Source organism: Phytoamicus setariae (assembly GCF_016722925.1).
Taxonomy (GTDB): Bacteria; Pseudomonadota; Alphaproteobacteria; order Rhizobiales; family Rhizobiaceae; genus Rhizobium_E; species Rhizobium_E setariae.
The window spans coordinates 35,996-53,916 of the sequence record NZ_JAEQNC010000020.1 but is presented as its reverse complement, the minus strand read 5'-3'; the positions used below and the strand labels follow the sequence as shown (position 1 = coordinate 53,916).

The 17,921-nt window shown below is 58.3% G+C and carries 19 protein-coding genes; 17 read left to right on the top strand and 2 right to left on the bottom strand.

Going from position 1 to position 17,921, the window contains the following annotated elements:
• The first annotated feature begins 28 nt into the window (after nucleotides 1-28).
• The 10 genes from JJB09_RS24840 to JJB09_RS24795 all read left to right on the top strand — a co-directional run bounded on the left by JJB09_RS24840 (nucleotide 29) and on the right by JJB09_RS24795 (nucleotide 7,373).
• Nucleotides 29-520, top strand: a complete 492-nt coding sequence (locus JJB09_RS24840) for an Lrp/AsnC family transcriptional regulator (RefSeq protein WP_201663788.1) — start codon at nucleotides 29-31, stop codon at nucleotides 518-520.
• Nucleotides 521-675: 155 nt separating this feature from the next.
• Nucleotides 676-879 carry a heavy-metal-associated domain-containing protein gene (locus JJB09_RS24835; protein ID WP_201663787.1) on the top strand — a complete coding sequence of 68 codons (204 nt, stop codon included), beginning with the start codon at nucleotides 676-678 and terminating at the stop codon, nucleotides 877-879.
• Nucleotides 880-1,132: 253 nt separating this feature from the next.
• A complete protein-coding gene (locus JJB09_RS24830) occupies nucleotides 1,133-1,537 on the top strand; it encodes a hypothetical protein (RefSeq protein ID WP_343229084.1) in 405 nt (134 codons plus the stop codon).
• An 86-nt stretch (nucleotides 1,538-1,623) separates the two neighbouring features.
• Nucleotides 1,624-1,854, top strand: coding sequence for a putative periplasmic lipoprotein (locus tag JJB09_RS24825; RefSeq protein ID WP_201663786.1), 231 nt, complete (start codon nucleotides 1,624-1,626; stop codon nucleotides 1,852-1,854).
• The gene (locus tag JJB09_RS24820) at nucleotides 1,851-3,302 is read left to right on the top strand and encodes a TolC family protein (RefSeq protein ID WP_201663785.1); all 1,452 of its coding nucleotides are present in this window, start codon (nucleotides 1,851-1,853) and stop codon (nucleotides 3,300-3,302) included. The genes JJB09_RS24825 and JJB09_RS24820 overlap by 4 nt, the downstream gene beginning before the upstream one ends.
• 13 nt (nucleotides 3,303-3,315) lie before the next feature.
• Nucleotides 3,316-4,665, top strand: a complete 1,350-nt coding sequence (locus tag JJB09_RS24815; protein WP_201663784.1) for a multicopper oxidase family protein — start codon at nucleotides 3,316-3,318, stop codon at nucleotides 4,663-4,665.
• 56 nt (nucleotides 4,666-4,721) lie between these two features.
• The gene (locus JJB09_RS24810; protein WP_201663783.1) at nucleotides 4,722-5,201 is read left to right on the top strand and encodes a cupredoxin domain-containing protein; all 480 of its coding nucleotides are present in this window, start codon (nucleotides 4,722-4,724) and stop codon (nucleotides 5,199-5,201) included.
• Between the two features lie 26 nt (nucleotides 5,202-5,227).
• Nucleotides 5,228-5,512, top strand: coding sequence for a copper-binding protein (locus JJB09_RS24805; protein ID WP_201663782.1), 285 nt, complete (start codon nucleotides 5,228-5,230; stop codon nucleotides 5,510-5,512).
• 72 nt (nucleotides 5,513-5,584) lie between these two features.
• Nucleotides 5,585-6,826 (top strand): adenylate/guanylate cyclase domain-containing protein, encoded by a 1,242-nt coding sequence (locus tag JJB09_RS24800; RefSeq protein WP_201663810.1) that lies wholly within the window; start codon nucleotides 5,585-5,587, stop codon nucleotides 6,824-6,826.
• A gap of 82 nt (nucleotides 6,827-6,908) precedes the next feature.
• Complete coding sequence (locus JJB09_RS24795) at nucleotides 6,909-7,373, top strand: DUF411 domain-containing protein (protein ID WP_425523768.1); 465 nt, start codon at nucleotides 6,909-6,911, stop codon at nucleotides 7,371-7,373.
• Between the two features lie 892 nt (nucleotides 7,374-8,265).
• Here the strand turns inward: JJB09_RS24795 and JJB09_RS24790 are convergent.
• Together JJB09_RS24790 and JJB09_RS24785 are read right to left on the bottom strand one after the other, a co-directional pair.
• Complete coding sequence (locus JJB09_RS24790; RefSeq protein WP_201663780.1) at nucleotides 8,266-9,447, bottom strand: MFS transporter; 1,182 nt, start codon at nucleotides 9,445-9,447, stop codon at nucleotides 8,266-8,268.
• Between the two features lie 240 nt (nucleotides 9,448-9,687).
• On the bottom strand, nucleotides 9,688-11,145 hold the full coding sequence (locus JJB09_RS24785; protein WP_246748967.1) for a winged helix-turn-helix domain-containing protein: 1,458 nt from the start codon (nucleotides 11,143-11,145) through the stop codon (nucleotides 9,688-9,690).
• A gap of 1,011 nt (nucleotides 11,146-12,156) precedes the next feature.
• On the opposite strand from JJB09_RS24785, the gene JJB09_RS24780 reads away from it, so the two are divergent.
• From JJB09_RS24780 to JJB09_RS24750, 7 genes are all read left to right on the top strand, one after another.
• Nucleotides 12,157-12,486, top strand: coding sequence for an ArsR/SmtB family transcription factor (locus JJB09_RS24780; protein ID WP_201663778.1), 330 nt, complete (start codon nucleotides 12,157-12,159; stop codon nucleotides 12,484-12,486).
• The gene (locus tag JJB09_RS24775) at nucleotides 12,483-12,962 is read left to right on the top strand and encodes an SRPBCC family protein (protein ID WP_201663777.1); all 480 of its coding nucleotides are present in this window, start codon (nucleotides 12,483-12,485) and stop codon (nucleotides 12,960-12,962) included. The genes JJB09_RS24780 and JJB09_RS24775 overlap by 4 nt, the downstream gene beginning before the upstream one ends.
• Before the next feature lie 17 nt (nucleotides 12,963-12,979).
• Nucleotides 12,980-13,393, top strand: coding sequence for a GFA family protein (locus tag JJB09_RS24770; protein ID WP_201663776.1), 414 nt, complete (start codon nucleotides 12,980-12,982; stop codon nucleotides 13,391-13,393).
• Nucleotides 13,394-13,450: 57 nt separating this feature from the next.
• The gene (locus JJB09_RS27190; protein WP_201663775.1) at nucleotides 13,451-13,663 is read left to right on the top strand and encodes an AAA family ATPase; all 213 of its coding nucleotides are present in this window, start codon (nucleotides 13,451-13,453) and stop codon (nucleotides 13,661-13,663) included.
• Between the two features lie 468 nt (nucleotides 13,664-14,131).
• A complete protein-coding gene (locus tag JJB09_RS24760; RefSeq protein ID WP_201663774.1) occupies nucleotides 14,132-14,881 on the top strand; it encodes a FadR/GntR family transcriptional regulator in 750 nt (249 codons plus the stop codon).
• 238 nt (nucleotides 14,882-15,119) lie between these two features.
• Nucleotides 15,120-16,211: an LLM class flavin-dependent oxidoreductase gene (locus JJB09_RS24755; protein WP_201663773.1), complete on the top strand. Its 1,092-nt coding sequence runs from the start codon at nucleotides 15,120-15,122 to the stop codon at nucleotides 16,209-16,211.
• Between the two features lie 87 nt (nucleotides 16,212-16,298).
• Nucleotides 16,299-17,906, top strand: a complete 1,608-nt coding sequence (locus JJB09_RS24750; RefSeq protein ID WP_201663772.1) for an ABC transporter substrate-binding protein — start codon at nucleotides 16,299-16,301, stop codon at nucleotides 17,904-17,906.
• Nucleotides 17,907-17,921: the final 15 nt, after the last annotated feature.

Genomic DNA, 17,921 nt, shown 5'->3' with positions numbered 1-17,921 from the left:
AATCAGCGAATAAACAAAGGATAATTGCATGAGCAGACTCGACACGATTGACCGCAACATCATCAGGCAGTTGCAACTGAACGCGCGCGTCAGCAACACCAAGCTTGCGGCGGAAGTGGGACTGTCGCCGTCGGCTTGCCTGCGCCGGATCTCGATACTGGAGGAGCAAGGCTATATCAGAGGCTATACCGCTCTCGTTGGCCAGACAGACGGCGCCGACGCGATTGCGGTGATCATCAATATCACCCTTGAGCGGCAGACAGAGGAACACCTTAACCGCTTCGAAGCTGCCATCCGCAAGTATCCCGAAATCCAGGAGTGCTACCTGATGACCGGAGGCTCGGACTACCTTCTCCGGGTGGAGGTCGAAAGTGCCGGAGAATTCGAGCGCATCCACAAGGAAATCCTGTCGGCTCTGCCGGGCGTGGCACGCATCCATTCAAGCTTTTCCATCCGGAACGTGCTGAAGGTCAGGCCAGGTCGCGGCACTCAAAAGTCAACAACTCGCTCGAGCGGATGATTGAGCGGTCCTTCGGTCCGGTCGTGCGAACCAGGGAGAAGACACCCGTTTTTCCACGTTGCCAGACGCCCGCAAAAAGAAGCTGTCCGAGGTCTTGACCTTGCCATCGTTGGAAACCCCATATCAGTCATGTCCAAACGACAGGAGCTTTGACGATGTACGAATTCGACATTCCCGACATGAGCTGCGGCCATTGCGTCAACACGGTTACCAAGGTGATCAAGGCAACGGATCCGGATGCCGTCGCCAACATTGATCTCATTCGCCGCAAGGTGACGGTTGAGACCAAGACCGATCCCGGCGCGATCGGCGCGGCAATGGAAGATGCCGGATATCCGGCGACATTTTCTGCGATCTGATGGCGCCCCAACCCCTCGCCGACACCGCGGCGAGGGGTTGGCGCTACAGGGGCGATCGACATTCGCAAATCGGGGTGCCGCCAATGAAATCGTATAGCCTTCGGAAGAAGCCACTTGACCTTACAACGGTGACAAGGTTGAGAAATGCCCGACGTCGCCGCTTTGGAAGCTCGCATCTGCCAACTTGACGGACACCTGCAAATCAGTGTCAATTGCCGCCGACGGCGCGAGGCTGTCGAAACGTGAGGGAAACGTGCTTCGAATCGCATTGAACAAGATGCTGGTTCTGCTCCGGCTGGTGATCGTCGCATCACTGGCTGCTTATACGTTTCCTACCGTCAGCACCGCCATGCATGGCCAAGCCTCTTCGGCCTATGCAACCCAATCCGCAGCCTCCCACCATGCCGATCAGGATGTATCTGCCGGCAACGCCGATAGCGATCATGGCGATCACGGCAAGCTCGGTTCTGTGGCGGATCGCGATAGCAAACAGGCCAAACAGGATTGCTGCAGCGATTTCTGCCTCAACATGGCGATAGTTGCCGACGTTCAGCAATTGGCAACTTCGTTGCCGGGCTCGATTCGCATTTTCTTCGACGAGCGCTCCGTTTTCGGTGAACTGTCGAGCCTGCATCGCCCCCCAAATTTCCGCACATGATTGAACGCCGCTGACGCGGCAGAATTGGCCTGTTTCAAGCGTTGCGCTTGACCCGGCCATTGTTCAACCCATGTTCGGATTTCATCATGAAACACCTGTTTTCGGTGGCGATCCTGCCCATTGTTCTGGGCGGATGCGCTGCCACACCTCCCGCCGAGGTCACGACCCCGCGTGACCCTTCGGACGTCGCCGCGACCATAACTCTAAGCCGTTTCCATAGTCCTGTCTCCGGCTATGCCCACCGCATGCCCGTAGACCCGAAGCCATGGCGCAAGCTCAACGAGGATGTCTCTCCCGATGGAGGCGACGCGTCATGAGAACCTACGTATTAGGGGGATTGGCTGGGACGCTCCTGCTTGCCGGTTGTACGACAGGCGGAGAGTTCTCCGCCAGAGATGCCGGCTTCAGCACCGTCAAAAGCAGCACGGCAGCACTCGATAAGGAAACCGTCTGGGTACAAAATCGTGCCCAGGCAGAGAAAAGCACAGAGCGCGTCAAGGGCCTGCTTTCCGCCAGTAAATTACTCGACATCGAGACTGCGGTCCAGATTGCCCTTCTCAACAACAAGGGCCTCCAGGCAGCCTATGCCGATCTTGGCGACGCCAGCGCTGATGTCTGGCAGACAACGATGCTGCGCAATCCGACAGCCTCCATCGGCCTAGGCGGCATCGGCACGCCGGGTCTTGAAGCTTACCAGACGATCGAGGGGGCGCTTGCCATAAACATGCTGGCGCTAGCGACGCGCGAAAGGGATATCGACATCGCCAAGGTCAGGTTCCGGCAGGCCGAGCAGAATGCAGCGTTGAAGACCTTCGAATTGGCCGCAAACACCCGGCGCGCCTGGATCAACGCGGTCTCGTCATGGGAAACGGTCGGCCAGCTAAGCCAGGCCCAGGTGGCCGCAGATGCGGCATCGGCGCTCGCCAAAAAGCTTGGCGAGAGCGGCGCAATGACCAAGGGCGCCCAGGCGAGAGAGCATGCCTTCTATGCCGAGCTGGCGGGCCAAGCCGCGCAGGCACGTCTTTCCGCCCGTCTCGCCAAGGAGGAACTGACGCGGCTGATGGGTCTCTGGGGCGACGAAACCGCCTACCAGATTCCCAACCGCCTACCGCCCTTGCCGAAGAAGCTGATCGTCAGCGAAGTGATCGAGGCCCAAGCGATTCAACAGCGCCTGGACCTGCAGGTGGCGCGTCTGGAACTGCAGGCGACCGCCAAGACCTACGGCCTGACGGAAGCGACCCGCTATGTCACCGATCTGGAAATCATTTCCGGCTTCGAGGCTGAGCGGGAAAAAGAAGACGGCAAGACCAAAAAGACCGCCACATATGCGAAGGAACTGGAATTCGTCATTCCGATCTTCGACAGCGGCAAGGCCAGAATGCGGAAATCCGAACTTGCCTACATGCAATCAGCCAATCTGCTGGCGGAAAAAGCGGTCAACGTGCGCTCCGAAGCGAGGTCTGCCCACGAGGCCTACCGGTCGAGCTACGATATCGCCCGTCACTACCGCAACAGCCTCGTTCCACTGCGCACGAAAATCGAGGAAGAATCGCTACTCAGCTACAACGGCATGATTTCGAACACTTTCGAACTCCTCACGGACACCCGTGAGAAGATCAATGCCATCGAACTTTCCATCAATGCCAAACGCGATTTCTGGCTTGCCGCGGCAAACCTGACAGCTGTTGTCCACGGCGGTGTTGCAAGTTCTTCACCTGCGGCCGGCGCGGCGGACGCCCCGGCTGAAAATGCCGGCGGACACTAGAAAGGAAAATCGAATGTTCAGTCGCAGACAAGTCCTCGGCGCGGGTGCCGCGCTCGTTTCATCGTCGGCCTGGGCGGCAACGTCCAACATGGGGTTGCCCGAAGCAACCCTCATGGACAGTGCCGATACCCAGGCGCCGCTTTATCCAAAGTCCGGCGCCGACTACCAGCCTGTCGTCACGCTCAACGGATGGACCTTGCCCCATCGCATGAACAACGGCGTCAAGGAATTCCACCTCATCGCCGAACCCGTCGAACGAGAAATGGCCGAGGGCATGACGGCCTATCTCTGGGGCTATAACGGCCAGTCGCCGGGGCCGACCATCGAGGCCGTGGAAGGCGACCGGGTGCGGATCTTCGTCACCAACAGGCTTCCCGAGCACACAACGGTGCACTGGCACGGCATGATTCTGCCATCGGGAATGGATGGCGTCGGCGGTCTTTCGCAGCCGCATATCCCGGTTGGTAAAACCTTTGTTTACGAGTTCGACCTCGTGAAGTCTGGGACCTTCATGTACCACCCGCATTCCGACGAGATGGTGCAGATGGCGATGGGGATGATGGGCTTCTTCGTCGTCCATCCCAAGGACCCCAAGTTCATGCCCGTGGATCGCGACTTCGTCTTCCTGCTCAATGCCTATGACATAGAGCCCGGTTCCTACGTGCCGCGTATCATGGAGATGACGGACTTCAACATGTGGTGCTGGAACAGCCGTATCTTTCCCGGCATCAGCCCGCTGGTCGTTTCCAAAAACGACCGGGTGCGGGTGCGCGTCGGCAACCTCACCATGACCAACCACCCGGTTCATATGCACGGCTACGATTTTGAAGTGACCTGCACCGATGGCGGCTGGGTGCGCCCGGAAGCACGCTGGCCAGAAGTCAGCATCGATATCCCCGTCGGCGCCATGCGGGCCTACGAGTTCGATGCAAAATATCTCGGCGACTGGGCGATCCATTGCCACAAGTCGCACCACACCATGAACGCGATGGGCCACGACATCCCCACCTTCATCGGCGTCGACAAGAAGGACGTGGCGCAAAAGATCCGCAAGCTGCAGCCCGGATACATGCCGATGGGCACCAAGGGCATGGCCGACATGGGCGAGATGGAGATGGAAATCCCCGAAAATACCGTCCCGATGATGACTGGATGGGGGCCGCACGGCCCGATCGAAATGGGCGGCATGTTCTCCGTCGTCAAGGTACGCGAGGGCATCTCCGCCACCGATTACGCCGACCCCGGGTGGTATGAAAACCCGCCGGGCACCCAGGCCTACGAATGGACCGGCGCTTTGCCCGACCCGGCCAAGGCCGCCGACGCAAAAACCCGGATAACCCCAAAACCCATGAAACACGACTGAATGCGTACGAACACGCAACCCGCAAACACATTGGTACCAATCGAAAGGACCAGATTATGAAGACGACCATTCTCGCACTTCTCTTCGCCGTTTCCGCAACCCCTGTCCTGGCTTCCGGCTCCCATGATGGCGGCCACGGCCAGGCAATGGCAATTGGCGAACCGGGAGACAAAGCCAAGGTCACCCAGACGATCAAGATCACCATGAAGGAAACCGACGACGGGAAGATGCTGTTTGCACCTGACAGCTTCAAGGTGCGCAAGGGCCAGACGGTTCGCTTCGCCATCAGCAATGTCGGCGAGCTCGATCACGAATTCGTGCTCGATCAGGAGGACAAGATCATGGAGCACAAGGCGGTGATGGAGAAGTTCCCCGACATGGAACATGAAGATGCCAATGCCATCCGCCTGGCTGCGGGCAAATCCGGCGAGATCGTCTGGAAGTTCACCAACGACGGCACGTTCAAGTTCGCCTGCCTGGTGCCCGGCCACTACGACGCCGGCATGCATGGCGACGTCACAGTCGCCAACAAGTAATCCACGATTAACACAGGAGAAAACCGATGAAGACGATGATCCGCTTTGCACTCACCTCCGTGCTCGTCGCGGCCGCGGCATTGGCCGCTCACGCGGCCGAATTCAGCAAGGGCACGGTCAAGAAGCTCGACGAGAAAGCCGGAAAGGTCACGATCATCCACGAGGAGCTGAAAAACCTCGAGATGCCGGCCATGACGATGGTGTTCCGGGTGGGCGACAACGCCATGCTCACAAAACTGAAGGAAGGCGCCAAGATCGAGTTCATCGCCGAACGGGTCAATGGCAAGCTGACAGTCACCGCCATCAAGTAGGTGCACGCAGCGCGGGGGCCGCAACGGCGCGGTCCCCAAACCAGATAGAGGCGACGAATGGCAGATCAGGCCATGAAGTTTGAAACGAACCCGCGCTCCGGTTCCTCCCGGGAACTTCGCTCGATCTCGTTACGCTTTGTCGTGTTCGTCATCCTCATCGCAAACCTCCTGCTCGGAGAGAAGGAGGCAACACGTTGGACCTATCTGGTCGTCGTGATGAACTACATGGCCGCCAGCGTGGCGCTGATGATCGCGGCGCGCTATCGCACAGAACGGACGTTGCTTCACACCTTGACGGTGGTTCTCGATGCAGTTCTGGTCGGGGTGATCCTCTATGCCCACATCCTCGGCGCCCCCGTGACCGACAATCACAATCTGACCACGACCAGCCTGGTGGTCGCATTCATTCTTCTCAATCACGTCGGTCTCAGCCTGAAGCGAACGCCGATCCTGATCTTCTCCGCAATCGTCCTGACATCATGGATCGCCATGCTCCTGGCGATGGGCATGCGCCACCATGAAGCCGACATTCCGGGTCTGCTGGCCAACCTCGTCAACCGCGACCTGGGCCTGGCAATCAGCTTCGGTTTCACCGCGCTCGCCATCTATCTCATAGCCGCCGATCACGAGCAAACCAGAAGAGAGGCGTTGGACGCCGACCAAAGGCGCATCAACCTGTCACGGTTTTTTTCGCCTCACGTTGTCGCCGACCTCGAAGAGGGTGGAGCCTCACTGGCGCTGGAGCGCCGCAATGCAGCGATCATGTTCGTGGATTTGCGTGATTTCACCCGCTTTGCCGAGAATGCGCCCGCCAACGAACTGGCCTATGTTCTCGCCGTTTACCGCGATGTCGTCTCCGACGTCGTGCTGCGACACGGCGGCACGGTCGACAAGTTCATCGGCGATGGCGTGATGGCGGTTTTCGGTCAACCCGCCGCTGCGGTCGATGACGCAGACCGCGCGCTGGCCTGCGCACTCGACCTGGTGGACGCGTTGGACGACTGGAAAAATCATTGCCGGAGCAAGGGTCTTGCGAGTCTGGAAAGCGGTATCGGACTTCACTTCGGCCCCGTCGTCGGCGGCGTCATCGAAGCAGGTTGCCATAGCGAATACACAGTCATCGGCGATGTAGTCAACGTTGCGCAACGGCTTGAGTCGGTATCGAAAGTGTTTGAATCACCGCTCGCCGTTTCAGTTTCGCTGTTTGGGAATCTGACCGGACCGATCCCGAAGGCGAACTGGGTCACCCAGGAAGCGGTCGCCCTTCCCGGTCGCAGAACCCCGATCGACATAGCCTACCTGAAAAGCCAATGAAGTATCCAATTCAATGGCCCGACCATCCAGAATCCCATAACCTCCCGCCGGGAGCAAACACACAAAGGACCCCGCCATGCACATCACCCGCCGCAATATACTTCTCAGTGGCCTGGCGCTTTCAACAGCCGCTCTCGGCTCTGTGAAAGCGTCTGCATCACCAAAGACCATGACGATCTACAAGGATCCGAACTGCGGGTGCTGCCACCTTTGGGGCAAGGCAATGGCAGATGCCGGCTTTCTGGTCAAAACCGTCGATCTTGACGATCTGTCGCCGATAAAGACGCGCTTCGGCATCAGTGAACAGCTACAGGGTTGCCACACCGCCGAGATCGACGGCTATTTCCTTGAGGGACACGTGCCGCTGAAGTCGGTCACCCGGCTGCTGCTGGAAAAACCCGCTCTCGCCGGTCTGGCAGTTCCCGGCATGCCGGCCGGTTCGCTAGGCATGGGCGACGAAGCCAAAGGGAACTTTGAGGTGCTTGCGGTTCCCAAGGTCAAGGGGGCCAAGCTTTACGTCTACGATGCGATCCGACCGCGGGTGTGATCCGGATCGGTGAAGTCGAAACGCGAATAGCCCCTTGCAGATTTGCTTGGGGTGTCGGGACGTTGTGGGGGATGGATTGGTTGCGGGGGCCTGATGACACAGAGACTTGTAATTTCAGACATATAGCAGCCGACAAAGCGGAAATGATTTCCGCTTGGGGCCAAAAACAGCCGTTTGCCCCCGTCCGGAATGCCCAAAAGGAGAACTTGCGGGTGATCGACATAGGTTTGACTTAGCCCGCATCCCAATAGTCCGCATCATCGTCCCGCACCCCCCAAATATCCAGCGGCTGGTCATCCGGAGAGGGGTGCGATGTCGGCGCATGAATTACTCGAAACCTACCACTGTCGGGATATTCGACGATGTCAGTGGCGTGCTTAGTGCTTACACGCCGCGAAGCCCCACACCATTGCCGCCGCGCTAAACGATTCACCTGCTGGGCTGGCCTCGTGGATCGCACAGAAGTTCCAAGCCTGGACCGACGAGAGCAAGGTTTCGCTCGACGTTATCTGCACGATCCTGACTATCTATTGGGCCACACAAACCATTGGATCGTCTCAATGGCTCTACCGCGAGGCATTCGGCGACATCGGTGCAATGTCACCGCCACCTAAACAGGGGGCACCTGTGGCTGTTGCGATTTCCCAAAGGACATCCTACCGGCACCCCAAGCCTGGGGCGAACGGTGGCTTGATATCCGTCTATGGACAGTGATGGAACGAGGGGGCATTTCCCAAGCCTCGAAGTTCCGAAACTCCTTGCTGACGATATCCGGGCTTTCGTTGGTCAGCTTTCCTAATTTCCTCGGGCGCGGTTTGCTTGGTTTGAGGCATGCCGCGTCCAGTTGGTGAAAGGCCGCTTTGGGCCGCCAAATGGGAACCTAGGGGCACAGTTACGTCACAGCTGCATGTGGGGCGACAGCACCGCTGCGCTTTTCACTTGCAGCAGAGAGGATAGCGACCACGCAGGCCAGTGCAAGTGCAACAGCACCCAGCACTGGCAAGCTGCGATAGCCATATCCACCATCAAGCAAACCCGCTCCCACGACAGCTGCGATCGCAATTCCAATATTGAACCCCGATGGGATGAGCGAGGAAGCCAGGCTCGGTGCATCGGCAGTCCACATAAGAATACGAGCCTGAATCGGGGCACCGATTGCGAAATTAAGCGCACCCCAAACGAAAATCGTCGCCGTCATCAGCAATGGATAGGGGCTGACCACGTAAAGAATGACGAGTATCCCCGCCTGAATTGCGAGCATTACGATAAGCGATGGCATTAGTTTCCAATCCGACAGCCGCCCACCTATCAGAACACCCAGCGTTGCCCCGACGCCATTGAGCAGGAGCACCCAGGGAATAACCATGGCATCAAGGCCCGTCACGTCTCGCAAGAGCGGCGTGATGTAGGTGAACGGCACCATTTGCCCGATCATCAGAGCGAGCATCATGATGAGAGAGGTCCAGACCTGCTGGCGGCCGAGCACGCGAACTTCACGGCTCAAATGACTGGGCTGCTGGGTTTCGGCTTTCGTTTGTGGGATCAGAGTCCATATGGCGACCAATGCCAGTACACCGATCAAAGTCATTGCCCAAAATGTTGCGCGCCATCCCCAAATTCCGCCGATAGCCGCGCCGGCCGGTACGCCGATGATGTTCGACACGGTCAAACCCGCAAGGATCACCGACACCGCACGCCCCCGAAACGCCGGCGGGACCAAGCTGACCGCAACCACCATTGCAATGCCGAAGTAGGCACCATGAGCGATGGCGGTGGCAATGCGGAATAGGAGCATGGCGGCGAAGGTGGGCGCGAGTGCGCACGCTATCTGCCCCAAGCAAAACGCGACCGTAAGCAAGATGAGAATGGTACGGCGCGAAACATGCCGTGTCGCCATGGTCAATAGCGGCCCACCCACTGCAATGCCCAACGCATAACCAGAAACCAGATAGCCGGCAAATGGGATCGAAACACCCAATCCCACAGCCACATCCGGGAGAATGCCTGCGATGACAAATTCTGTTGTGCCGAACGCGAAGGCAGCCAGAAACAAAGCGAACAAGGGTAAGGGCAAATCCTGCTCCCAAATAAAGATATAAGGATTTCTTTATATCATGTTTCGCGCCACAACAAGAGCGAGTGGTCGATGTCAAATCGAGAGTTGCGGAACGAATCTGCCGAAAACCAACTGCGCCACCTCGCTAGATATCTGCTTGGCGCCAAAGGCGGACAACGCCGCGTTTATGCCCCGACTTCTCGCCGCTGAGTGGACGGGGTGCTTATAGCTCGGTACCGCGCGCGGCCTGGGAAGAGCTTATTCTTGCCCGTCAACGCGCTGCACGATCGCGCGATATCGGCTACAGACGGCGGGATCCTCATAGAAATCCACTTCCGAATCAACGATCTCGTCAATGCGTCGTCCGGGCCAATGTGCCTTGAGCTTCGCGAGTGCGTCTTGCGCCAGCTTGATTTCGCCCAGTTCGAAATGGCAGACGATAAGCCGAATGAGCGACCACGGTGGCACAGTTGCCATCTTCGCGTAGCAGGCTGTTGCCTCGCTATATCGTTCAGCCGTCGTCAGCATGACGCCACAAAAGTCTTCATACCAGCCCACCGCGTATGGATCGCGGCGCTGGGCTTCAGTGATGACACCAAGCGCTTCATCCGGCCTGTTCGTGTAGTTGAGGAGAAGCGCATGGACAGTAAGGATGAATGGGTCGTTCGGATTGAGCGAAACAGCCCGGTCAAGACTGATTTCAGCTTGCCGGAATTGGCGCAAGAACAAGAGAGCAAAGCCGGTCGCGAGATGCCCATAGGCCTCGTCGGGGTCAAGCTGCAATGCGGTTCTGGCGATCTCCAGTCCGGAATGCAGAAGATCGGGGTTGTAGAAGACCCAGAAAAACTTGAGGGTCTCCACGAAACTGAGCATGGCGTGGGCGGCAGCAAACTGCGGATCGAGCTTTATCGCTTGGCGCAGAAAGGGCTCTGCTTCGTGGGCCGTTTCATAGACGGCTGCGAGTTGCAGCGCCCGCAAGTAAGACTCATAAGCCGACATATTGTTGGTCGGCCGGGCCCTGGCGCGCGATGCGATCGCGGTTCTCGCCTGCCGGGCCAGACGGGCTGCCGTCATCTGGGTGATTTCGTCCTGGATCGCGAAAATGTCATCGAGTTCCCGGTCGTAGTGTTCACCCCAGATATGCGCCATCGAGGAGGCATCGATCAGCTGCACGGTGATCCGCACCCGGTTGCTGATTTTCCGCACGCTCCCTTCGACGACGTATTGGACGCCAAGTTTCTTTGCCACCTCGGCCAGGTCATTCGCCTTGCGGAACTGGAAGGAAGAGTTCCGCGCGATGACCAGAAACTCCTTGAACTTGCCAAGCTCAGCGATGATGTCTTCGGTAATTCCGTCGCTGAAATAGTCCTGCTCGGGGTCGCCGCTCATGTTGTCGAAGGGAAGGATGGCGATGGATGGCCTGGATGGTGCGGTAGCCTCTGTCGAAGCCATGAAGGGCTTGGGACCGGCATATTTGTAGCCGCGACCATGCACGGTGACGATCATCTCGGCAGACAGCAGCTTTCGGAGTGCCGAAATGTGCACCTGCAGGGTGTTCTCCTCTACCACCAGGCCGGGCCAAACCGCATCGAAAAGTTCGGTCTTGCCGATCACCTCATCTGGCCTCTCGACCAATATGGCAAGGATGTCGAAGGAACGCGCTGAAAGCTCCACCGGCCCTTCCGGCCCCAGCAGCAGCCGTTCGGCTCGTTTCAAACGATAGTTCCCAAACACCACGTCCATGGCCAAAACCCGTCCCTCGCGGACAAGATAATCCAAGATGACCCTAAAGGCGAACTTCAGGGCTGTTCAGGACTCTTCAGGCCTGAGCCAAGGACCTGAATGGGAAGCGGTGTCATTCTCACGGTTACAGGAGGACACCATGACTGATATCTCACCCACTGCTCCGAATGCCATCCGACGCCTTAGACTGCCACGGTTAAGCTTTCCGAGGCTTGCAATCGGCGCGTCGCTCAATGCCATAACCCGCTTGATCGGCGATGCATTCACTATGGCCTACGTGGAACCCTACACCAGTCTTCGCCGCCAACCTCAAATCGTCCCGGACGATGAACTCGGAGGCCGAGATGCCAGCTGGTGACCTATAGGTCCTCACCGAGTGGTTCACCGCCACCTTCCGTTTGCGCGGGATATCCGGTTTGGGGCTTCCGAAAATGGTCGAGCCAACTGAAAGCCCGGCCAAGTCCGCTTTGGGCCAGAAGCGGACATTGCGGCGATTGCAAAAGTCCCTATTCTGCGACGTGGCAAAAATCAGAAGAAGAACTGTCGTTTTATGGGTTTTTCGGGGCGGCCTATGTTGAGGAAACGTTACCCATGAGCAGCATTGACCGGCTTCTTCGCCTTGCTGTTGAAGATAACGTTGCTTAGGTGCAGTGCGGTTTGCTCTGCCCACGGATCGCACGAGGCGAGCTCATCGGCCGCGTGGGCGAATTTAAGTATGTCGCCACTGGCGAGTAGATTTCATTCGGAAAAGTCGTCTGCGAAATTGTGCTTCTGGAGCCAGGCACGACCCGCAGCACCGGCACCACTCAGAGCGAAAGGACTGTAGTGAAACTTGGCCGCTTGGTGCGGCCAAATCCGATCGCCGTAGCCATGCATGTGCCGAACATGCGGGCTGGAGGCAGCCACTACGGCGATGCTGAAAGGGCGCACAGGTCAATTCAAATAGTATTGACTAATTGATTAGCGCTTGCTATTTGGTTGTTCATGATCGAGGCTGAAACCATAACTGCTGTCATGCGCGCCCTTGCCGATCCCACGCGGCGGGCCGTGTTCGAGCGCATCGTCAATTCCGACGAGATCACCGTCGTTGAGTTGACCCGCGGCAGCAGTGTCACACAGGGCGCCATCTCCCAACATCTCAAGTCCTTGAAACAGGCCGGCCTTGTCTGCGAGCGCCCTGAGGGTCGCAATGTCTATTATCGTGCCCAGCCAGGCGGCCTGGAGCCGCTGGCCGACTGGATGAGCCACTATGGCGTATTCTGGCGCGAACGCTTCGCCGATTTGAGAAACCTGCTGAAGGAAATCGACCCATGAACCAAGCCGTGATTCCGGACACGCAGGCCATTGTGGTCGACGAAGTCTTCCCGCATGCGCCTGATGTCATCTGGAAAGCCTTGACCAGCGGCGAGCTGATCGGCCGTTGGCTGATGGCGCCGAAGGGCTTCGAGCCTGTGGCTGGCAGCCATTTCACCTTTCAAACCAATCCGGCAGGCGAATGGGACGGCACCATTCATTGCGAGGTGCTGGAGGTCGTGCCGAATGAGCGGCTGTCCTATGCGTGGAAGGGCGGCCATGAGGGCAATGACGGCTATGGCTCAAAACTGGAGACGGTGGTCACCTTCACCCTCTCCCAGGCCAAGACAGGCACGCGCCTGCGCCTGGTCCACTCCGGCTTCGTGCTTCCGAAGAACGACACCGCCTACCGCAACATGAGCGAAGGCTGGAAAAAGGTGGTCAAGAATCTCGACAGAGTGGTCGCCGAAGAAGCGGCTTCGCAAACGCTGCATTGAAGCAACAGGAGAACGACATGAACAGGTCCTATACCGGTGGCTGCGCCTGTGGCGCGATCCGCTACGAGATATCAGGTGAACCGGCCGTCATGATTGACTGTCAGTGTCGGCAATGTCAGCGTGACAGCGGCACCGGACATCAATCGCACCTGACTTTTGTTGCAGCGCAGGTGAAGGTCGAGGGAGAAGTATCGCGTTGGCAGACCGTCGGCGATGGCGGAACCGTGAAGCGGCGTGCCTTTTGCCCGACATGCGGTTCGTCCGTCTACCTGACATTTCCCGACATGCCGGATGTGTTCATCGTCACGCCGGCAAGCCTAGACGACCCAAGCTGCTATAAGCCACAACTGGTGTCCTGGACCGCAGCCGGACATGCCTGGGATCACCTCGATCCGGCACTGCCGAAATTCGACAAGATGCCGACTTCGTGAAATAATGCGCGATACCGGCTTGCGACAGTCAACTCATGGCATTTGGCGACAAATGTCATGAGTTGCAGAGCGATTGCGTACCGACACGCCCTTGTCGGCAAACTTGGCTCAACGTGGGAGTCGTTCTATAGCGGTGCAACACCGCGCTCCTATCTTGTTGACGGCCTCATCCATGAGGGGGCCATCTTCCTGATTTATGGGGCTTCAGGGGTTGGTAAGTCTTTTCTCGCACTCGACCTCCTGCTGTCTGTCTCCTCCGGCCATGCTTAGACGTAGTACCAGGACAAGACAGGACCGGTTGAGCATTTCCTCCCACCCCACCGCCGGCAACGCGGCCAACGATGTGACATCGCTTCCGGCCTACGAAGCGGTCGCTGAATATCTTATGAACTCAAAGAAATAGAGGCTAGTGAATTCGGTGCATCACAACCGTCGATACAGGCCGCAATCGCCCCGTTTCGGTTCGTGTCCGGCGGGTCATGCGAGGCGCGTAGGCCATGGACGGGCCGGCCTATGCAATGCGGTTCCACGGAGGCTGCTGAAGAATAGCCTTGCTAAACGCCGGCAACAAACAAGGTAGTTGCGAAGTGGTGCCCCGTTGGCCCGGTTGCAACTGCTGAGGCTTCTGTTAAGGAAGGGTTCTCTTGCAAATTTCAACGTATTTTCAATCGCAGGTATGACGCTTCGCATCCAACAGATGCTAATATCTGTACGAATCCGGGAATCTCAGGCGGTACTATGGAAGGTAAGGCGCTCTTCGAGGCTATAGATGCGATGCCGAGCTACAAACGTGTCTCGCTGGCCATTGAAGAGCAGATCATCAGCGGAAAGATCAAGCCGGGTGAGGCGCTGCCGACCGAGCATACGCTCGCCGAACAGCTGGGTGTGAACCGCTCGACGCTGCGCGAAGGACTGCGCGCACTTGAAAATGCAGGCTTCATCAAGCGCGCGGGCGCCAAGAAGCTGATCGTCAGCATTCCGGAAAGTTCGGAAATCGCGCAATATACCAGCCGTGCGATGAGCCTGCACAGCGTCACCTTTGCCGAGCTGTGGGAGATGATGATCGTGCTGGAGCCGCTTTCTGCTCGCTATGCGGCGGAGCGGGCGCCGAAGGACATCCTGAAGCTGATCGAGGCGAATGTCGCCGAGACCGAGGAGCGGTTGCACGATGACGCAACCATCATACGCCTCGACGTGGAGTTCCACAGCCTCGTCTCGCAGGCGACGCAGAACCGTGTCCTTGTTCTGTCTGAAGAGCCGCTCGGGCTGCTGCTCTACAATTCCACCAGGCGACTTTACCGAGCGTCGCCCAAGGCGCGCTATCGCCTGCTCGAGGCACATAGAAAAATCTATGAGGCGATCGCCAGTGGCGATGCCGATACGGCAGAAACCTGGATGCGCAAGCACATCGAGGATTTCAAGCGAGGCCATGTGATCGCCGGTTTCGATTTCCATGGTCCGGTGCGGCTGCCAGGCGCCGACGGCTGAGCACGCTTCCAGGCAGGCAATATCAGACATTTTAGTGTGCGCTCGACCGATGAGAATTCGGTCGGCGGTTCGACGTCGCCATCTTCCCAGAAGTTTGCGTCTTTCCTTTTGGCTGATCTGACTATGCATCACATTTTTTGTTTTGACCCATTGTCGGACAATAGGAACATATGATAGTGGAATAAAAATCGGGTTGAGGAGCTCGATATTGCCGGCGCCGCATAGGGAGGAAAGCGCGATGAAACTTGGCTACTTCATGATGCCCAACCATCCGGAGCATCGACGCTATGCGGATGCGCATTCGCACAATCTCGACACTTTGGAATTTATCGATGGCCTGGGCTACAGCGAAGCCTGGGTGGGCGAGCATTACACTTGCAAGCGCGAGCCGCTGCCTTGCCCGGACATCCTGATCGCGCAGGCTTTCGTCAAGACCAAGCAGATCCGATTGGGTGCTGGCGCATTCCTGCTGCCGTATCACCTGCCTGCTGAACTCGCTCACCGCATCATGTGGCTCGACCATATTTCCGGTGGTCGTTTCATGGTCGGCATCGGCGCGGGCGGCCTGCCGACGGATTGCGATCTGTTCGGTGTCGACGGCGCGGCCGGTGAAAATCGCGACATGATGGTCGAGGCCTTCGACCTGATGGTGAAATTCTGGACCAGCGACGGTCCCTTCCAGCATCACGGCACCTACTACAAGGGTGGCCGGACGGCCGGAATGCCGGAGATGGGCCTTGCCTATCATATGCAGCCGTTGACGAAGCCCTATCCCGATATTGCGATCGCCGGGCTGAGCAACTCGTCGCCGACGCTGCGCTTTGCCGGTCTGCGTGGCTTCCTGCCCATGAGCCTTGCCTGGAGCCCGGATTATCTCGTCTCGCACTGGAAGGCCTTCGAGGAAGGTGCGGAAGCCTCCGGCAAGCCGGCCGACCGCTCGCGTTGGCGCATCGGCGTCGAGATGTATGTCGCCGAGACTGACGCCGAAGCCCGCAAGCGCTGCATCAACGGCTCCATGGGCGAAAGCTGGCGCAATTACATGTTGCCGCTGCTTGCCAAGCTCGGCGCGATCGGCGCCTGCAAGCACGACCAGTCGGTGCCGGATTCGGATGTCACCGTCGAATATCTCGCCGACCATGTCTGGGCCGTGGGAAGCCCGAAGACGGTTGCCGACAGGCTCGCGCGTCTGCGTGACAAGGTTGGGGATTTCGGAACCCTGCTGCATGTCGGCTACGACCATCTGGAGGAGATGTCGTCGTATCGGGAATCGCTCACAGCACTGAAAACCGAGGTGCTGCCAACACTTTCCATAGAGGAAAAGGCTGCCTGACAATCCGTAGCCGCCGGGAGGAGCACCGCAGATTTGCGGTGCCGGCGGATACTGATTGAGTCTCATTTAAACCAAGGGAGGAACTAAATGAGTGCGTCCAAGAGTCTGTCTAACGTGTTACGTCCCAGCCGCCGTGCCTTCATGGCCGGTACGGGAGCCGCTGCAATCGGTGCGCTTGCGCCGCTGCCCGGCTTTTTCAATCCCCGCAGTGCGTATGCGGCGGGTCTCTCTGCCGGTATGACCGGCGGTCCCGACAATTTCGCGGGCTCCGAACTCTATCAATACAATTCAGGCATGTCCGAGGGGCGCGCCATCGAGGGCATCAAGGCGCTCAAGGCAGCCGGTAAGGCACCGGAAAAGCTGACGCTTCTGTTTGTCGCATCCTGTGTGCCGCAGCTTATCAGCCCGCCACCAGGCGGCGGCGAATCCGTCAAGGAAACATGGGAACGCGAAACGGGCATCAAGCTCGATATCGTCAGCACGGAAGCCGGTGAAATCTGGAAAAAGGTTCTCCAGGATGTCACGACGGGCAACGGTACCTACGACCTCTATACCCATTCGTGGAACAATATCGGCGACCTCGTAAGCGCCAAGGGCGCCCTCAATCTCGACGAGTATGTGGAAAAATACCAGCCGGATTGGGGTGACCCGGACCGTGGCACACCGACGCCGCAGATTCGCGAACTGCTCTACAAGTACAATGGCTCGAACTATGTGGCATCGCTCGACGGCGACTTCGTCTGCTGGCAGTACCGCAAGGACCTGATGACCGACCCGACACACATGGCGGCGTTCAAGTCCAAATTCGGCTATGACATCCCTGCACAGCCGTCCACTTGGGACGAGATCGACAACATCTCGGAATATTTCCACGGCCATGGCATGGGCCATGCCAACCTCCTCGGTCCGTTCTGGGGCCTGTCGAACTTCTATGCACGCTTCGCCTCGATGAAGGCTCCCAACAACAACTGGCTGGACGAGGATGCCAACCCGACCCTGACGACGCCGGAAGGCATCAAGGCGGCTGAAGCGCATATCAGAAGCGCCCAGTGGACCTCCAAGGACAACCTGACCTGGGGTTGGGCCGAACAATATGGCGCAATGGCGAACCTGCAGGCTTGCATGGCCATGACCTATTCCAACATGGCCGCCATCAACGACAAGATGAAGGACGGCAAGCCGGCAACGCCGCTGACGGGCAAGCTGTCGGCGTGGAAGCCGGTGGGCAGCAGGGTCGACGGCAAGCTTGTGCGCCGGTCGGTAATCTATTTCAACGTCACCGCTTCGGTGGCGGCGAAATCCCAGAACCCGGAAGCTGCATATCTGTTCCTGCAGTATATCAGCTCGACCCGCACCTACAGCCGCCTTTGCGGCAACCCGGTCGGTGGCTGCGACCCGTTCCAGCTCGCAAACCTCGCGGATCCGAATGTTCGTACGAATGTCAACGAATACATGATGGATCCGATCAAGGACACGATCGCCCATGCCGTGCCTTCGATCAACTTTGCCGGACAGGCTGCCCTCGACAACGCGCTGGATGAAAATCTGCAGGCCGCGCTGACCGGCAAGATGACCGCCGAGGAAGCGATGGCGGCGACAGAAAAGGCCTGGAAGAAAATCATTTCCAAGCGCAAGGACGAAACTGTCGCGGCAATTCGCGCCCAGGCGGCCGCATGGCCGACATCCGTCGAGTAGACAAAACAGCCGACA

Excerpts from the sequence above, each read along its gene's own strand:
- JJB09_RS24820 (WP_201663785.1), top strand. The coding sequence starts at position 1,851 with ATGAGAACCTACGTATTAGGGGGATTGGCTGGGACGCTCCTGCTTGCC.
- JJB09_RS24775 (WP_201663777.1), top strand. The coding sequence starts at position 12,483 with ATGAACCAAGCCGTGATTCCGGACACGCAGGCCATTGTGGTCGACGAA.
- JJB09_RS24810 (WP_201663783.1), top strand. The coding sequence starts at position 4,722 with ATGAAGACGACCATTCTCGCACTTCTCTTCGCCGTTTCCGCAACCCCT.
- JJB09_RS24835 (WP_201663787.1), top strand. The coding sequence starts at position 676 with ATGTACGAATTCGACATTCCCGACATGAGCTGCGGCCATTGCGTCAAC.
- JJB09_RS24780 (WP_201663778.1), top strand. The coding sequence starts at position 12,157 with ATGATCGAGGCTGAAACCATAACTGCTGTCATGCGCGCCCTTGCCGAT.
- JJB09_RS24755 (WP_201663773.1), top strand. The coding sequence starts at position 15,120 with ATGAAACTTGGCTACTTCATGATGCCCAACCATCCGGAGCATCGACGC.
- JJB09_RS24770 (WP_201663776.1), top strand. The coding sequence starts at position 12,980 with ATGAACAGGTCCTATACCGGTGGCTGCGCCTGTGGCGCGATCCGCTAC.
- JJB09_RS24805 (WP_201663782.1), top strand. The coding sequence starts at position 5,228 with ATGAAGACGATGATCCGCTTTGCACTCACCTCCGTGCTCGTCGCGGCC.
- JJB09_RS24750 (WP_201663772.1), top strand. The coding sequence starts at position 16,299 with ATGAGTGCGTCCAAGAGTCTGTCTAACGTGTTACGTCCCAGCCGCCGT.
- JJB09_RS24840 (WP_201663788.1), top strand. The coding sequence starts at position 29 with ATGAGCAGACTCGACACGATTGACCGCAACATCATCAGGCAGTTGCAA.
- JJB09_RS27190 (WP_201663775.1), top strand. The coding sequence starts at position 13,451 with ATGAGTTGCAGAGCGATTGCGTACCGACACGCCCTTGTCGGCAAACTT.
- JJB09_RS24825 (WP_201663786.1), top strand. The coding sequence starts at position 1,624 with ATGAAACACCTGTTTTCGGTGGCGATCCTGCCCATTGTTCTGGGCGGA.
- JJB09_RS24760 (WP_201663774.1), top strand. The coding sequence starts at position 14,132 with ATGGAAGGTAAGGCGCTCTTCGAGGCTATAGATGCGATGCCGAGCTAC.
- JJB09_RS24800 (WP_201663810.1), top strand. The coding sequence starts at position 5,585 with ATGAAGTTTGAAACGAACCCGCGCTCCGGTTCCTCCCGGGAACTTCGC.
- JJB09_RS24815 (WP_201663784.1), top strand. The coding sequence starts at position 3,316 with ATGTTCAGTCGCAGACAAGTCCTCGGCGCGGGTGCCGCGCTCGTTTCA.